General features: G+C 61.7%; 10 protein-coding genes and 1 pseudogene. 1 reads left to right on the top strand and 10 read right to left on the bottom strand.

The genetic code is table 11. From position 1 onward, the window contains the following. Window positions 1-55 precede the first annotated feature (55 nt). Genes cynS through BM186_RS04855 form a run of 4 tightly spaced genes read right to left on the bottom strand, consistent with a single transcriptional unit; the run spans window position 56 to window position 3,605 of the window. A complete protein-coding gene (gene cynS / locus BM186_RS04870; RefSeq protein ID WP_072423350.1) occupies window positions 56-496 on the bottom strand; it encodes a cyanase in 441 nt (146 codons plus the stop codon). Beyond that, entirely contained in the window at window positions 489-1,397 is a 909-nt protein-coding gene (locus tag BM186_RS04865; protein WP_072423351.1) for an ABC transporter ATP-binding protein, read from the bottom strand. The genes cynS and BM186_RS04865 overlap by 8 nt, the downstream gene beginning before the upstream one ends. A gap of 4 nt (window positions 1,398-1,401) precedes the next feature. After that, complete coding sequence (gene ntrB, locus BM186_RS04860) at window positions 1,402-2,238, bottom strand: nitrate ABC transporter permease (RefSeq protein WP_041976385.1); 837 nt, start codon at window positions 2,236-2,238, stop codon at window positions 1,402-1,404. Then, a complete protein-coding gene (locus tag BM186_RS04855; protein WP_074913724.1) occupies window positions 2,238-3,605 on the bottom strand; it encodes a CmpA/NrtA family ABC transporter substrate-binding protein in 1,368 nt (455 codons plus the stop codon). Before BM186_RS04855 ends, ntrB begins: the two co-directional genes overlap by 1 nt. A gap of 268 nt (window positions 3,606-3,873) precedes the next feature. On the opposite strand from BM186_RS04855, the gene BM186_RS04850 reads away from it, so the two are divergent. Beyond that, the gene (locus BM186_RS04850) at window positions 3,874-5,805 is read left to right on the top strand and encodes a sigma-54-dependent Fis family transcriptional regulator (protein ID WP_074913723.1); all 1,932 of its coding nucleotides are present in this window, start codon (window positions 3,874-3,876) and stop codon (window positions 5,803-5,805) included. Here the strand turns inward: BM186_RS04850 and BM186_RS04845 are convergent. The 6 genes and pseudogenes from BM186_RS04845 to pilQ form a co-directional block, all read right to left on the bottom strand. Next, window positions 5,790-7,208, bottom strand: coding sequence for an FAD-dependent oxidoreductase (locus tag BM186_RS04845; RefSeq protein WP_017678548.1), 1,419 nt, complete (start codon window positions 7,206-7,208; stop codon window positions 5,790-5,792). The two genes, BM186_RS04850 and BM186_RS04845, sit on opposite strands and share 16 nt — an antisense overlap. Window positions 7,209-7,242: 34 nt before the next feature. After that, window positions 7,243-11,691 carry a glutamate synthase large subunit gene (gene gltB / locus BM186_RS04840; RefSeq protein ID WP_074913722.1) on the bottom strand — a complete coding sequence of 1,483 codons (4,449 nt, stop codon included), beginning with the start codon at window positions 11,689-11,691 and terminating at the stop codon, window positions 7,243-7,245. 238 nt (window positions 11,692-11,929) lie between these two features. Then, entirely contained in the window at window positions 11,930-13,465 is a 1,536-nt protein-coding gene (locus BM186_RS04835) for an AAA family ATPase (protein WP_074913721.1), read from the bottom strand. Between the two features lie 10 nt (window positions 13,466-13,475). After that, window positions 13,476-14,579, bottom strand: a complete 1,104-nt coding sequence (gene aroB / locus BM186_RS04830; RefSeq protein WP_072423358.1) for a 3-dehydroquinate synthase — start codon at window positions 14,577-14,579, stop codon at window positions 13,476-13,478. Window positions 14,580-14,630: 51 nt separating this feature from the next. Beyond that, window positions 14,631-15,149 (bottom strand): shikimate kinase AroK, encoded by a 519-nt coding sequence (aroK, locus tag BM186_RS04825; RefSeq protein ID WP_026088727.1) that lies wholly within the window; start codon window positions 15,147-15,149, stop codon window positions 14,631-14,633. A 5-nt stretch (window positions 15,150-15,154) separates the two neighbouring features. Beyond that, a pseudogene (pilQ, locus tag BM186_RS04820) lies at window positions 15,155-17,267 on the bottom strand (type IV pilus secretin PilQ). Between the last annotated feature and the right edge of the window lie 22 nt (window positions 17,268-17,289).

The following is a 17,289-nucleotide window of genomic DNA, read 5'->3' as shown; positions in this document are numbered from 1 at the left end:
AAAGGCACGGCGGGTGCCGTGCCTTTTGTCCATCGCGACGATATGCCGCGACGATTTACCAGCTGCGGTAGGGCAGGAACTTGCCGTTGAGCACGATCTGCACGCGGTCGCCCTTGGGGTCGGCGACGCGCGAAATGTCCATGCTGAAGTCGATGGCGCTCATGATGCCGTCGCCGAACTCCTCGTGGATCAGTTCCTTGATGGTCTCGCCATAGACGTTGATCATCTCGTAGAAGCGATAGATCAACGGGTCGGTGGGGATGGCTTTGTCCCAGTGCTTGTGCGGGAAGGCCTGCAGCGCGGTGGAGACCTCCGCCGGCAATTCGAGCATCTCGCACAGGGCGTCGGCCTGCGCCTTGGGCATGCTGTTCATGCCCAGGCAGGCCGACGTCGTCCACACCGGCGACATGCCGATGCCCTGGCCAAGTGCGGCCCAGTCCAGGCCCAGGCGCGCCTTCGCGTCGATGATGGTGGTGCGCATCTGTTGCTTATCCATGGTGAAACTCCTTCACAGGGGTCAGAGGTACGACCCTGGCGGCCGCTGCCGGCTCGTCCAGGGCAGGGTTGATTTCGGGCGGAAAGCCTTGCTCGTCGGCCACGGTGCGGCCGCGCAGCTCATGCGAGCGGTTCACCAGGAAGTCCACGAGATGATTGCGGATGCGGTAGTACGCCGGGTGGTGAATCACCTGGTCGCGCTGGCGCGGCCGTGGCAGGTCGATACGTACCGACTCGGCGATGCGCGCCTGCGGGCCGTTGGTCATCAGCAGGATGCGGTCCGAAAGCAGGATCGCCTCGTCGACGTCATGAGTGATCATGAACACCGTCTGCTTGGTGGCGCTCCAGATCTTGATCAGTTCGTCCTGGATCACCCCGCGGGTCAGGGCGTCCAGCGCACCGAAGGGCTCATCGAGCAGCAGCAACTGCGGCTGGGTGGCGAAGGCGCGGGCGATGCTCACGCGCTGGCGCATGCCGCCGGACAGCTGCGCCGGCTTGCGCGCCTCGGAGCCACCCAGGCCGACCATTTCCAGGTACTTGCGGCTGTGCGCACGGCGCTGTTCCTTCGACCACTGCGGGAAACGCGCGCGTACACCGAACTCGACGTTCTCCAGCGCGCTGAGCCAGGGCAGCAGGCTGTAATTCTGGAACACCACGCCGCGCTCGAGGCTGGGCCCGGCGACCTCCTTGCCGGCCATCTCCAGTGTGCCCTCGCTGAAACTGTCGAGCCCGGCCAGGGCGTTGAGGATGGTCGATTTGCCACAGCCGGAGTGACCGATGATGCAGACGAACTCGCCCTGGTCGAGACCGAAGCTGACGTCTTCGAAGACCGTCAGCGGCTCGCTGCCGGGTTGCGGGAAGCGTTTGGCCAGGCGGCGGGCATCGAGAAAATAGCGGGACATGACATCACTCCTGGTAGCTGACGAGACGGGCGACGCTGCCCAGCAGAAGGTCGAGCAGCATGCCGACCACGCCGATCATCAGAATCGAGAAGATCACGCTGGCCAGGTTGAGGTTGTTCCACTCGTTCCACACGTAGTAGCCAATGCCGGTGCCACCGACGAGCATCTCGGCGGCAACGATCACCAGCCAGGCGATGCCCACCGAGATACGCATGCCGGTAAGGATGGTCGGCATCGCCGCAGGCAGGATCACGCTGAACGCCGTACGCAGCGGGCTCAGCTCATGAGTACGGGCGACGTTGATCCAGTCGCGACGCACACCCGCCACCCCGAAGGCGGTGTTGAGCAGCATCGGCCACACCGAGCAGATGAAGATCACGAAGATCGCCGAGGTCTGCGAGTCCTTGATCACGAACAGCGCCAACGGCATCCAGGCCAGCGGCGAGATCGGCCGCAGAATCTGGATGAAGGGGTTGAGCGCGCGGTACATCAGCGGCGACATGCCGATGACGAAACCGATAGGGATCGCCACCAGCGCCGCCAGCAGGTAGCCGGTCAGCACCCGGTACAGCGAGTGCGCGAGCTGGATACCGATTCCCTTGTCGTTGGGTCCGTTGTCATAGAACGGCTGGCTCAGTTCGGCGTAGGCATGCGCCAGCACCACCGAGGGCGGCGGCACGCGGGCCTCCTGCTCGGCCTCGCCCATGAGCAGGGCGTATTCGTCATCAGCACTGACTGCGGCGCTTGCGGGCACGCGGCAGAGCACCTCCCAGACCACCAGCAGCAGAACCAGCAGCACAACGGAAAGAATCGCCGCGCGCAGGGAAATGGACGCTTTCATCACGACCTCCGCATGGCGAAGCTGGCCAGGTAACCGTCCGGATCGGCCGGGTCGAAGGGTTTGCCCATCACGCTGAAGGATTTGTAGGCGTCGGCCGGTACCGGCAGGCCAAGTTCTTTCATGACCTTGCCGGCGTCAGCCGCGAGGAACACCCGCTCGGCAATGGAGCGATAGTCGACATCCCCCTGCAGATAGCCCCAACGCTTCATCTGGGTGAGGATCCACACGGCCATCGACTGCCACGGGAACGGATCGAAGTCGATGCGCTGCGGCTCGTCATAGATGTTGCCCAGACCGTCGGCATAGCGCCCGCTGAGCACCTGCTGCACCACCGGCACCGGCTGGTTGAGGTAGTTGCGGGTCGAGATCGCCTCGGCCACCGCCTTGCGATTCTCGGCCTTGGAGGAATACTGCGTGGCATCGATCAGCGCATGCAGCAGCGCGCCATAGGTATTGGGGTTCTCGCTGGCGAAGCGCTGGCTGCAGGCGAAGGCGCAGCACGGATGGCCCGGCCACAACTCCTTGGTCAGCAGGTGGATGAAGCCGACCTTCTCCCACACCGCGCGCTGGTTGAACGGGTCCGGCGAGAGGAAACCATCGAGGTTGCCGGCACGCAGGTTGGCAACCATCTCCGGTGGCGGCACCACGCGAATCTGGATGTCGCGATCCGGGTCCAGGCCATGCTCGGCGACGTAATAACGCAACAGGAAGTTGTGCATCGAGTATTCGAACGGCACACCGAAGCGCATGCCCTTCCACAGTTTCGGATCGCGCTTGTCCTGGTGCTGCATGCCAAGCACGATGGCCTGGCCGTTGACGTTTTCCAGCGCCGGCATGACGAAGGGCGTCTGCGTCGAGCCCAGCCCCAGGCTGATGGCAAGCGGCATCGGCGAAAGCATGTGCGAGGCGTCGTATTCACCGGCCAGCGACTTGTCGCGCGCCACCGCCCAGCCAGCGGTCTTCACCGTTTCCACTTCCAGCCCGTACTTGGCGTAGAAGCCCATCGGCTCGGCCATGATGATCGGCGTGGCGCAGGTGATGGGCACGAAGCCGATCTTCAGCTTGGACTTCTCCAGCGGACCAAGGCTGTCCTTGACCGCCGCCTTGACCGCATCCAGCGGGATCAAGCTGCCCAGAATCGCCGCCGCGACACCGCCCCCGATCATCCCCATGAAACTGCGCCGGGAGAAATCATTGTGACCGAACACGCCGCGCACGATGGCGTTCTCCACGGCACGATCTAGCATGGCCTCGCGGTCATCGGGCAGCGCAGCGGCACTCGGCGTGCAACGTTGGCAGGCGCACCCGGCGGCATGGGAAAGTTCGCTGTCGGGGCTGAATGGATCGTCCAGGCTGTTGACGCTCATCGTGATCACTCCTGCGATGGCCTGCCCCAGATTGGTGAGGCGGGTGCTGACTGGGCTGGGCCATTACTGGCCGGTTCATGTCAGCTATTGCAGGAGCTGTACCAGCTCAAAACTATAAATAAGCGATTGAAAAATATAAATTTTTAACAAAATCAATAAATACGAAATCTCGTTATTCACGAGATTTCGTCACCTTAAAAAACGATATTTCGTCAACTGGCACGTCCTTTGGATAACGACCTGAAAGGCCAATCCCGAGAGTCCCACGATGCCCGATCCCAATGCCGCCAGTCAGTTGTTGTTGCAACACATGCAGAGCGCCAGCCTGGTCATCGATCCAATCCACGACCGCATCCTGCATGCCAATCCAGCCTGTTGCGCCCTGCTCGGCTGGCCGCTGGATGAACTGCTCGCACAGCGCGCCAGCCGTCTCTGGGCACATGACCTGGGAGCACTGGTCACCTTCACCGAAGAGGTACAGGTGCGCGGCAATGCCTGGCGTGACGGCCTCGGACTGCTGCATCGCGATGGCGAGCGCCTGGAGGTGGAAATCGAGGGCAGTCGACTGGAGCATGACGGCACCATCCTGCTCGGCCTGCTGATCCAACAGCGCCGCCGCCTCGACGCCCTGCGCGGGCTGGCCGAAGCCGAGCGCTACCAGCGTCAAGGGCTACTCGAATGGCAGGGCGTGGAACGCATCTTCCGCCAGTTCGAGCGGCAGAATCAGTTGATCCTCGGCGCTGCTGGCGAGGGCATCTACGGCGTCAACCGCAATGGCGAGACCACCTTCGTCAACCCGGCGGCCGAGCGCATTCTCGGCTGGCGTGCCGATGACCTGATCGGCCACAACATTCACGACCTGATCCACCACCATCATCCCGACGGCAGCACCTACGACGGCCACACCTGCCCGATCTATGCGGCCTTCAATGACGGCGAAGTGCATCAGGTGGCCGACGAGGTGTTCTGGAACAAGGCCGGCAAGCCAATCCCGGTGGATTACACCAGCACGCCGCTGCGCGACGACGGCGAACTGGTCGGTGCCGTGGTGGTGTTTCGCGACATCAGCGAGCGCCTGGAAACCGAGCGCCGACTGCGCCAGGCCCTGAGGGAGGTGCAGCAGCTCAAGCAACGCCTGGAGCTGGAGAATGCCTACCTGCAGGAGGAAATTCGTGGCGAGTATGCCCAGCACGACCTGGTAGGGCGCAGCGCCGCCATGCAGCAGGTGATCCACCAGATCGAACTGGTCGCCCCCACCGGCGCCAACGTGCTGATCACCGGCGAGTCAGGCACCGGCAAGGAGCTGATCGCCCGCGCCATTCACGACAACAGCGGACGCAGCCGCCGCCCGCTGATCCGGGTGAATTGCGCCGCGGTACCGCGTGAACTGTTCGAAAGCGAGTTCTTCGGCCATATCCGCGGCGCCTTCACCGGCGCGCTGAATGACCGCGTCGGGCGCTTCGAGCTGGCCGACGGCGGTACGCTGTTTCTCGATGAAGTTGGCGAAATACCCCTGGAGCTGCAGAGCAAGCTGCTGCGCGTGCTGCAGGAACAGCAGCTGGAGCGGGTCGGCGACACCCGCACACGCCAGGTCGACGTGCGCGTGATCGCCGCCACCAACCGTGACCTGCGCCAGGAAGTACGCGCCGGCCGCTTCCGCGAAGACCTGTACTTTCGCCTCAACGTCTTCCCCATCGAGTCGGCGCCACTGCGCCAGCGCCCGGAAGACATTCCGCCGCTAGCCCAGCACTTTCTCAGCCGCGCCTGTCGTCAGCTCAACCGTCCCGAGCCCAGCCTGCGCCTGGCCGACATCCAGCGCCTGCAGGCCTATTCCTGGCCGGGCAACATTCGTGAGCTGGAGAACCTGATCGAGCGTGCGGTAATCATTTCGCCCGGCACTCGGCTGCGCCTGGACTTGCCCAACGACAACGGCAACGAAGCACCGTCACAGCCACCGGTCGAACAGGAAATGCGGATTTTCACTCAGGGCGAGCAACGCCGGCAGATGCGCGAAAACCTGATCGCAGCACTGACGGCCTGTGCGGGCAGGATATCGGGGAAGGACGGCGCAGCGCGGTTGCTGGAGCTGAAGCCAACGACCCTGCGCTCACGCCTGGAGAGTTTCGCCATCGACCCACGCGACTACCGACCGGGCAGGTCGCAGCCGCGCAGGTACGAGACGAGTCAGACGCCGAGGTAGTCGAGGATGCCTTCGGCGGCGTTGCGGCCTTCGAAGATCGCCGTCACCACCAGGTCGGAACCACGCACCATGTCGCCACCAGCGAAGATCTTCGGGTTGCTGGTCTGGTGCTTGAACTGCGACTGCTCGGGCGCCACGACGCGGCCCTGGCTGTCGGTCTGGATCTCGAACTGCTCGAACCAGGGCGCCGGGCTCGGACGGAAACCGAAGGCGATCAGCACGGCTTCGGCCGGGATGATCTCCTCGGATCCCGGGATCGGCTCGGGGCTGCGGCGGCCACGGGCGTCCGGCTCGCCGAGACGGGTCTCGACCACCTTGATGCCTTCCACCTTGTCTTCGCCAACGATGGCGATGGGCTGGCGATTGAAGAGGAACTTCACGCCCTCTTCCTTGGCGTTCTTCACTTCCTTGCGCGAGCCGGGCATGTTCTCTTCGTCACGGCGGTAAGCGCAGGTCACAGCCTTGGCGCCCTGACGGATCGAGGTGCGGTTGCAGTCCATCGCGGTGTCGCCACCGCCCAGCACCACGACGCGCTTGCCCTTCATGTCGATGAAGTCTTCCGGCGACTTCTCGAAACCCAGGTTGCGGTTGACGTTGGCGATGAGGAAGTCCAGCGCATCGTAAACGCCCGGCAGGTCCTCACCCGGGAAACCGCCCTTCATGTAGGTGTAGGTGCCCATGCCCATGAACACGGCATCGTACTCATCCAGCAGTTGCTGCATGGTCACGTCCTTGCCGATCTCGGTGTTCAGGCGGAACTCGATGCCCATGCCGGTGAACACTTCACGGCGGCGGCTGAGCACGGTTTTTTCCAGCTTGAACTCGGGGATACCGAAGGTCAGCAGACCACCGATTTCCGGGTTCTTGTCGAACACCACCGGGGTCACGCCGTTGCGCACCAGTACGTCGGCGCAACCCAGGCCGGCCGGGCCGGCGCCGATCACCGCGACGCGCTTGCCGGTCGGTTTGACCTTGGACATGTCCGGGCGCCAGCCCATGGCGAAGGCGGTGTCGGTGATGTACTTCTCCACCGACCCGATGGTGACCGCGCCGAAGCCGTCATTGAGGGTGCAGGCACCCTCGCAGAGGCGATCCTGCGGGCACACGCGGCCGCAGACTTCCGGCAGGGTGTTGGTCTGGTGCGAGAGCTCGGCGGCGGCCAGGATGTTGCCTTCCGACACCAGCTTGAGCCAGTTGGGAATGAAGTTGTGCACCGGGCACTTCCACTCGCAATACGGGTTGCCGCAGCCCAGGCAGCGGTGCGCCTGGTCTGCAGCTTGCGCCGGCTTGAAGTTGTCGTAGATCTCGACGAATTCCTTCTTGCGCTGACGCAGCAGTTTCTTCTTCGGGTCTTTGCGCCCGACTTCGATGAACTGGAAGTCGTTATTCAGACGTTCAGTCATTGCATTACCTCATCAAACCACTTCAGGCGCATTCTTATTGCGGGTTGGCACGGGTGCTGGACAGCAGCGACTTCAGACTGGCCGCTTTCGGTTTCACCAGCCAGAACTTGCGCAGGTAATCGTCCAGGTTTTCCAGCAGGTTCTGGCCCCACTCGCTGCCGGTTTCCTCGACATACTCGGCGAGCACGCTTTCCAGGTGGCTGCGGTAAGCCTCCATCGCTTCATTGTTGATGCGTTGGATCTCCACCAGCTCGTGGTTGACGCGGTCGTAGAAGCCGTTGTCCATGTCGAGCACGTAGGCGAAACCGCCGGTCATGCCCGAGCCGAAGTTGTAGCCGGTCTTGCCCAGTACGCAGACGAAACCGCCGGTCATGTACTCGCAGCAGTGATCGCCAGTACCTTCCACCACGGCATGGGCGCCGGAGTTGCGCACGGCGAAACGCTCACCCGCGGTGCCGGTGGCGAACAGCTTGCCGCCAGTGGCGCCGTACAGGCAGGTGTTGCCGATGATCGCGCTGTCCTCGGTAGCGAACGGGCTGCCAGCCGGAGGGGTAATGACGATCTTGCCTGCGGTCATGCCCTTGCCGACGTAGTCGTTGGCGTCGCCTTCCAGGCGCAGGTGCAGACCACCGGCGTTCCACACGCCGAAGCTCTGCCCGGCAGTGCCCTTGAAGCGGAAGGTGATCGGCGCATCAACCATGCCCTGGTTGCCATGCACGCGGGCGATCTCACCGGAAATGCGCGCACCGATGGAACGGTCGCAGTTGCCGATGTTCAGCTCGAACTCACCACCGGTTTTGTTGGCGATGGCGTCCTTGGCCATTTCCACCATCTTCTCGGCCAGCAGGCCTTCGTCGAACGGCGGGTTCTTCGGCACCTGGCAGAACTGCGGCTTGTCAGCCGGGATATGCGCGCTGGCCAGCAGCGGCGACAGATCCAGGTTGCCCTGCTTGGCGGTTTCACCCGGTAGCACTTCGAGCAGGTCGGTACGCCCGATCAGCTCTTCGAGGCTGCGCACGCCCAGCTTGGCCAGCCACTCGCGGGTTTCCTCGGCGACGTAGGTGAAGAAGTTCATCACCATCTCGACAGTGCCGATGAAGTGATCCTTGCGCAGCTTGTCGTTCTGCGTGGCCACGCCGGTGGCGCAGTTGTTCAGGTGGCAGATGCGCAGGTATTTGCAGCCCAGGGCCACCATCGGCGCGGTACCGAAGCCGAAACTCTCGGCGCCGAGGATGGCTGCCTTGATCACGTCCAGACCGGTTTTCAGACCACCGTCGGTCTGTACCCGCACCTTGCCGCGCAGGTCATTGCCACGCAGGGTCTGGTGGGTTTCGGCCAGGCCCAGTTCCCAGGGCGCGCCGGCATAACGGATGGAAGTCAGCGGCGAGGCGCCAGTACCACCGTCGTACCCGGAAATGGTGATCAGGTCAGCGTAGGCCTTGGCCACGCCAGCGGCGATGGTGCCAACACCGGCTTCTGCCACCAGCTTGACCGACACCAGCGCCTTCGGGTTGACCTGCTTGAGGTCATAGATCAACTGCGCCAGGTCTTCGATGGAGTAGATATCGTGGTGCGGCGGCGGCGAAATCAGGGTCACGCCCGGCACCGCGTAGCGCAGCTTGGCGATCAGACCGTTGACCTTGCCGCCCGGCAATTGGCCGCCCTCACCGGGCTTGGCGCCCTGGGCCACCTTGATCTGCAGTACTTCGGCGTTGACCAGGTATTCTGGGGTCACGCCAAAGCGGCCGGTAGCCACCTGCTTGATCTTCGAGCTCTTGATGGTGCCGTAGCGGGCCGGGTCTTCGCCGCCCTCGCCGGAGTTGGAGCGACCACCCAGGCGGTTCATCGCCTCGGCCAGCGCCTCGTGCGCCTCGGGCGACAGCGCGCCGAGGGAGATACCGGCGGCGTCGAAGCGCTTGAAGATCGACTGCAGCGGCTCGACTTCGTCGAGGCTGATCGGCGTGGCGGACTCCTTGACCTTGAGCAGGTCGCGGATCATCGACACCGGGCGGGTGTCGACCAGCGTCGAGTATTCCTTGTACTTCTCGTAGTTGCCCTGCTGCACGGCCTCTTGCAGCGTGCGTACCACGTCCGGGTTGTAGGCGTGGTATTCGCCGCCATAGACGAACTTGAGCAGGCCGCCCTGCTGGATCGACTTGCGGTTGTTCCAGGCCTCCTGGGACAACAGCTTCTGCTCGCTTTCGATGTCGACGAAACGCGCGCCCTGGATACGGCTGGCCACGCCACGGAAGCACAGTTCGGTGACTTCATCGGCCAGGCCGACCGCCTCGAACAGTTGCGCACCGCGATAGGACGCGACCGTGGAGATACCCATCTTCGACAGGATCTTCAGCAGGCCTTTGGAGATGCCCTTGCGGTAGTACTTGAACACTTCGTACAGATCACCCAGCACTTCACCGGTGCGGATCAGGTCGCCCAGCACTTCGTAAGCCAGGAACGGATACACCGCCGAGGCGCCGAAGCCCAGCAGCACAGCGTAGTGGTGCGGGTCACGCGCGGTGGCGGTTTCTACAAGAATGTTGCAGTCGCAGCGCAGACCTTTCTCGGTCAGGCGGTGATGCACGGCGCCGGTAACCAGCGCGGCATGTGCCGGCAGCTTGCCCGGAGCGATATGGCGATCGGTCAGCACCAACAGCACCTTGCCGGCACGCACGGCTTCCTCGGCCTGGTCGGCCATGTTGCGCACGGCGGCTTCCAGACCCAGCGACTCGTCGTAGTTCATGTCGATGACATGACGGTCGAAACCAGGGCGATCCAGGTTCATCAGCGCGCGCCACTTGGCCGGCGAAATCACCGGGCTGCTGAGGATCACGCGGGTGGCGTGCTCCGGCGACTCGCTGAAGATGTTGCGCTCGGCGCCCAGGCAGATTTCCAGGGACATCACGATGGCTTCGCGCAACGGGTCAATCGGCGGGTTGGTGACCTGCGCGAACTGCTGGCGGAAGTAGTCGTACGGCGAACGCACGCGCTGGCTGAGCACCGCCATCGGCGTGTCATCGCCCATGGAGCCGACGGCTTCCTGGCCCTGCTCACCGAGCGGACGCAGCACCTGGTCACGCTCCTCGAAGGTGACCTGGAACATCTTCATGTACTGCTTGAGCTGATCCGGGTCGTAGAAGGCCGAACCATGGTCACGGTCTTCCAGCGTCGCCTTGATGCGCTGGGCATGCTTGCGCAGCCACAGCTTGTAGGGGTGGCGCGACTTCAGGCGGCTGTCGATGGACTCGGTGTCCAGCACCTGGCCGGTTTCGGTGTCGACGGCGAGGATCTGCCCCGGGCCGACACGGCCCTTGGCGATGACGTCTTCGGGCTGGTAGTCCCACACGCCGATTTCCGACGCCAGGGTGATGTAGCCGTTCTTGGTGGTGACCCAACGCGCCGGGCGCAGACCGTTACGGTCGAGCAGGCATACGGCATGGCGACCATCGGTCAGTACCACGCCGGCCGGGCCGTCCCAGGGCTCCATGTGCATGGAGTTGTATTCGTAGAACGCGCGCAGGTCGGCGTCCATGGTCTCGACGTTCTGCCAGGCCGGCGGAATGATCATGCGCAGGCCACGGAACAGATCGATGCCACCGGTGACCATCAGCTCGAGCATGTTGTCCATGCTCGAGGAGTCGGAGCCGACGCGGTTGACCAACGGGCCTAACTCGTCGAGATCAGGGATCAGCTCGTTGGCGAATTTGGTGCGACGGGCCTGCGCCCAGTTGCGGTTGCCAGTGATGGTGTTGATCTCGCCGTTGTGCGCGAGATAGCGGAAGGGCTGCGCCAGCGGCCACTTCGGCAGGGTGTTGGTGGAGAAGCGCTGGTGGAAAACCGCGATGGCGGTCTGCAGGCGCTCGTCACCCAGATCCGGGTAGAACTGCTGCAGGTCCGCCGGCATCATCAGGCCTTTGTAGATGATGGTCTTGTGCGAAAAGCTGCAGATGTAGTGATCGCTGTCGTCGGCATTGGCCACCGAGGAACGACGGCGGGCGCTGAACAGCTTGATGGCGAATTCCTGGTCGGACAGGCCATCACCACCGATGAACACCTGCTCGATCTGCGGCAGGCGCTCCAGCGCCAGCCTACCGAGCACACTGGTGTCGATTGGCACCTTGCGCCAGCCCACCAGTTGCAGGCCGGCAGCCTGAATTTCACGGTTCATGTTCTCGCGCGCAGTCTCGGCCTTGGCCGAATCCTGATTGAAGAACACCATGCCCACGGCATATTGCGCAGGCAGTTCGACGCCGAATTGCTCCTGGGCGATGGCGCGCAGGAATTGATCGGGCTTCTGGATCAGCAGGCCACAGCCATCACCGGTCTTGCCGTCGGCGTTGATACCACCGCGGTGAGTCATGCAGGTGAGGGCCTCAATAGCGGTATTAAGCAGGTGATGACTAGGCTCACCTTGCATATGGGCGATCAAGCCGAAGCCGCAGTTATCCTTGAACTCATCAGGACGGTACAAACCTGCTTTCATAGGGGAAACTCTCACCAGGCTGCCTAGACCTCAGGCAAATTACTTTCTAATTCAATTACTTAAACCCGAAAAGCGGGCACGGGCCAGCTTTGCACAGGCAAAAGGGAGGTCATTGTACATATCCACCCATGGCGTCACAAATTTTCGTGACGAGGGGGTGAATATTTATGTCGCAAAAACGAAGGATAAGACCGCAAGGTCGTGCTAACGACCAAGCAGTCATCTTGGGACAGAGCGCTTAGCGGCTCATTTCCTGCTGGATGCTACCCAGGGTACGAGGCCAGGGCTTGCCCGCCTGCAGCTTGGCAGGCAAGGTTTTCACGGCTGCCTGAGCAGCATCGCGACTGGAGAAGCTACCATAGGTCAGCACGTACAGCGGCTGCCCCTGGTGGACTTTCTTGAAGTAACGGTATTCGCTGCCACCCTCACGCACCAGCGCCTGAATATTGGCCTCCGAACGCGACCCGACCACCTGCAAGGCATAGCGGGACGCCGGCTGCTGCGCGTACCAGTTGGTCGCCACCCCACCTGAGGCCACAGCCGGAGCCGGCGCGGGAGCCGGAGTCGCTGACTTCGGCGTAACAGGCTCAGGCTGCTTGGCAGGTGCAGGTGCAGGTGCAGGTGCAGGTGCAGGTGCAGCAGTGATTGGAGCCGAAGGCGGAATGACTGTCGAGGGCTCAGGCGACGCTGGCGGCTCAAAGTTATCCAGTTCTTCACCCGCCGCCTCAGCCAGAGGCTGACGAATAACGGCTTGCGATTCCCCCACAAGCGGCAATGGCAGCGGCTGACTGGCGCCTGCGAATTCAATGGCTGGCGCGCGACTTTCCGCAGCAGGCGCTTGCGCCGGCTCTTCAGCTTCTACAGGCGGCGTGGAGGACTGCAAAGGTAGCGACGTGTTGCTAGCCACCGGCGCCGGCGGGGCGGACTCGCGCCCCTGCATGAACCAGGCAGCGGCAACACCTACCAGCACGACGGCCAGCGCCAACAGATGCTTTTTCGGCAGGGCAAAACCGCCGCCCGTACCACGACCAGCCGAGCGCTGCGCGAGCATCTGCTCGACCAGCAGTTCACGCGCCTCTTGATTGATTGCTCCGGGCCACCCCTGAGCACGAACATGAATGTCCTCGATCTGCTCTTCGCTCAACAGATCGATACTCTGACCGGCCCCGTCGAGCCGCTGCGCCAAATAGTCTCGCGTCTCTTCTTCGGCGTAAGGCTGAAGCTCGATCGCGTGATAACACTCCTCGCCACCTGCCAGCGCCTCCAAGCGCGCCAACAGATCCTGCTCGGCAAACAGAAAGATATGTGGGCGCCCTTCGGCATTTCCCGCAGCAAGCGCCAAGACGCCCTTCAATGCCGCGTCATCCAGCTGATGAGCATCGTCGACCAGCAGATAGACCTCCTGCCCGGTCAACGCCAACTGCGCTACCTGCGCCAGAATCGAACGCACATCAGCCTGAGCAATGGACAGCCCCTGAGCGACCTGGCGCAGCAGCGCCTCGCTACCGGTGACGCCCTGCGCAACGACAATGCTCTGCACCGCCTGCTTGTTGGTACTGGCCACCAATGCCTGACGCAGCAGCGTCTTACCACTACCTTCGGGCCCGACCACTGCGAGCAACAGCTGACTGTAACGTGCAAGGTGATGCAATTGCCCCAACACTGGCTTGCGCTGCGCCGGGAAGAACTTGAAGCCAGGTACGCGCGGCGCAAAGGGGTCGTGACTGAACTGGTAATGCGCCAGGAAAGCTTCGTCAGCATGCAAACTGGTCATGGATCACTCTTCAAGAGTTGGACGACAGAGCCAGCGCTGCGTAATCGCTACGCAGCGTGGCGTCGAGAATTTCACGCGGGTAGTCAGCAGTCACTACAGCCTCACCCAATCGCTTGAGCAACACGAGACGCAGCTGACCATCGAGCACCTTCTTGTCCACTGCCATATGCTCGAGGAACTGCGCAGGCGTCATATCCTGCGGCGGCACCACTGGCAGCCCGGCAGCCTGCAACAGACGTACACCTCGGTCTCGATCCGCCGCCGACAGCCAGCCCAGGCGATAGGACATTTCCAGCGCCATCACCGTTCCAGCGGCAACGGCCTCGCCATGCAGCCACACGCCATACCCCTGCTCGGTCTCGATGGCATGCCCAAAGGTGTGGCCGAGATTGAGAGTGGCACGCACTCCCGACTCACGCTCGTCCGCAGCGACGACACGCGCCTTGGCCGCACAGGATCGCTCGATAGCTTCGGTAAGCGCCTGCTGATCAAGCGCACGCAAGGCCGGCATATTCTGCTCCAGCCATACCAGGAAGGGCTCATCGCAGATCAGGCCATACTTGATGACCTCGGCAAGGCCAGCCGACAATTCGCGAACGGGCAAAGTGTTCAGACTGCTCGTATCGATCAGAACGGCCTTGGGCTGATAGAAGGCACCCACCATGTTCTTGCCCAGTGGATGATTGATGCCTGTCTTGCCGCCCACCGACGAATCGACCTGAGATAGCAGGGTCGTCGGGACCTGGATGAAATCGACGCCACGCTGATAACAGGCCGCAGCAAAGCCCGCCATATCACCGATCACACCGCCACCAAGCGCCACGACAGTGGTGCGGCGATCATGTCGAGCGCTCAGCAGTCCATCGAAGATCAGTTGCAAGGTTTCCCAGTTCTTGAACGCCTCACCATCGGGCAGCACCACGGAGGTGACGCTGTAGCCCTCGAGCACCTGCAGCAGCGTCTGCAGATACAGCGGCGCGACGGTGTCATTGGTCACGATCGCCACCTGCCGACCAGCTATGTGCTGAGTGAGCAGTTCAGGTCGGGACAGCAGCCCCTGACCGATATAAATGGGATAGCTGCGTTCAGCGAGATCGACATGAAGAGTCTGCATGAGGCCCCCAGGATAAAAAGGCCACTAGGATAGCGCAGTTCGCCCCGCGCTTTAACGGGGCGACAAGGCTTCCAGACGCGACAGAATTTCCTGAACCACCATACGCGGCGGACGCTCGTCCGTCTCGATGATGATATCGGCGACCTCTCGATACAGAGGATCACGCATGGCCATCAGATCCCTGAGTACCTGAGCCGGATTGGCCGTGCGCAACAACGGACGATTACGATCGCGCGACGTGCGGTCGATCTGCTGCTCCACCGAAGTATGCAGGTACACGACCCGGCCGCCGGCATGCAGCGCCTGGCGATTCTCCGGACGCATAACCGCCCCGCCGCCAGTGGCCAACACAAGACCGTCCTGCATCGAGAGCTCGGCGATCACCGCCCGCTCCCGCTCACGAAAGCCCTGCTCACCCTCGACATCGAAGATCCAGGGTATATCAGCACCGGTGCGCTGCTCGATCTCCTTGTCGGAGTCTTTGAAAGACAAACGCAGTTCTTTGGCAAGCAAACGCCCGATGGTGCTCTTTCCAGCTCCCATCGGGCCCACGAGGATTACATTCCGCACTTAGGTCATCGGTTCACGGCAATGGCTTGGTTGTTCATGATGCGCGGAGTGAGGAAAACCAGCAACTCGGTCTTGTTGTCCTGCACGATATCGCGGCGGAACAACCGCCCCAGATAAGGCAAATCGCCTAAGAACGGGACCTTTTCAATAGCCTTGGTTTGGGTATTCTCGAAAACGCCACCAATGACGATCGTTTCACCATCAGAAACCAAAACCTTAGCGTTGACCTCATTCTTGTTGATCGGAGGAACGCCGTTGATAGCTCGCTGAAAGTCAGGCGCGTCCTTGGTAACCTTCACCTCCATGATAATTCGATTGTCTGGGGTGATTTGAGGCGTCACCTCAAGAGACAGTGCCGCTTCCTTGAAGGATGTGGAGGTGGCCCCACTGGAGCTGGCTTCTTGATACGGAACCTCCTGCCCCTTGAGAATTTTTGCAGTTTCTTTATCTGCAGTAACCACCTTGGGCTGAGAAACAACTTCACCATTTCCAGAGCTTTCCATAGCGGAAAGCTGTAGATCCAGAACAAGATTGTCTGTCAGGAAGCCAATACCGATACCCGAAGTGCTGGCTGCAACCCCCATATCGACGAAAGGCACGGGAGCAACGCCATCCTCCAATGTGAAATCTCCTATGGTGTCAGTGCCGGGCAAAAAGGCCTGCCCATCGTCAAAGGAGGTTGCACCGTCCTTACCATAAAGACTCCAATTACCCCGACGAGTCGAGCCCCCCCCAACGAACTCCCAACGCCTTGTCGTAATTCACGTTCGCCTCAACAATACGAGCCTCGATCATCACCTGACGCACAGGAATGTCTAACTGAGCGATGATGCGACGCAGTTCGTCAAGGCGCTCCTGGGTCTGATAGGCAATGATGCTATTGGTGCGATCATCGACGGTTACAGAGCCTCGTACATCCGCTGAACCATCAGCACTGGTGACCGACTGGAACAGTTTGGCCATATCGGCCGCCTTGGCGTAGTTCACCTGAATCAGCTCACGACGCAGCGGGGCGAGTTCGGCGATCTGCTTCTGCGACTCCAGTTCTTGACGCTCACGAGCGGCGATCTCGTCCGCCGGCGCCACCAACAAGACATTGCCGACCTGACGCTTGTCGAGCCCCTTGGTCTTCAGCACCAGGTCCAACGCCTGATCCCATGGCACGTTCTGCAAACGCAGAGTGATATTGCCGGCGACAGTATCGCTTGCAACCAGGTTCAGATCAGTGAAGTCCGCAATCAGCTGCAGCACCGAACGCACATCGATATCCTGAAAGTTGAGCGACAATTTCTCCCCGGTATAAGCAAAGCGCTCAGCCTTGCGGCGTTCTACGTCATCCTGAGTGAGAGGTTTGACACTCAACGTCAGCTTGTTCTCGGTCTGGTAAGCCAGGTAATCGTATAAACCGACTGGTTCAATCACGATACTGGTTCTGTCTGCGCTACCCGTGGCACTGACGAACTGCACCGGCGTCGCGAAATCCTTCACATCCAGCCGTACACGCAGCGACTCGGGCAGGTCAGTTTTGGCGAAGTCCAGACGGATCTTCCCGCCCTGCTCCTGGATATCAGGGCTCACCGATGCATCGGAAAGGGTAATGACGATATTGCCCTCACCCTGCTCCCCACGCTGAAAGTCGATATTACTGATTGTTTTCGGTTGAGGACCGTAGGTTTTCTTGGGCGGAACCGCCGCTACCGAAGCAGGCGCCGAGGCAGAGGGCCGCGACGCGACAGCAGAAGAATCACCAACCAGAACATACAGATCATTACCCTCAACTCGAGTGCTGTATGGCGCCAGACTGGTGAGGTTGACGATCAGACGGGTACGGTCCTTGGCCTCGACAATGGTAACGCTACGCGCATTACCGACGCCCAGTTCACGATTCTTGGAGCCGAGCTTGTTCGACACTCCCGGCAGATCCAAAGCGATACGCGCAGGCTGCTCGATGGTATAGCCGCGAGGAGCCGTTACCGGCTCATCGAAGGAAAGCTTCAGCTCAACTCGATCACCAGGCAAACTGGCGACATTCAAATCCTGAAGATTGGCCGCCAATACCGCGGGCGACAGCAGCGCCGCCAGCAGAGCGACGCTAAGACGCGAAAGAGAGCTGTTCATTTTCGTATCCCGTGTGGCAGAC

The sequence above is a fragment of the Ectopseudomonas toyotomiensis genome (genome assembly GCF_900115695.1).
GTDB classification, from domain to species: domain Bacteria; phylum Pseudomonadota; class Gammaproteobacteria; order Pseudomonadales; family Pseudomonadaceae; genus Aquipseudomonas; species Aquipseudomonas toyotomiensis.
The sequence above is the reverse complement of the archived record's forward strand: the minus strand, read 5'-3'. Positions and strand labels throughout refer to the sequence as shown.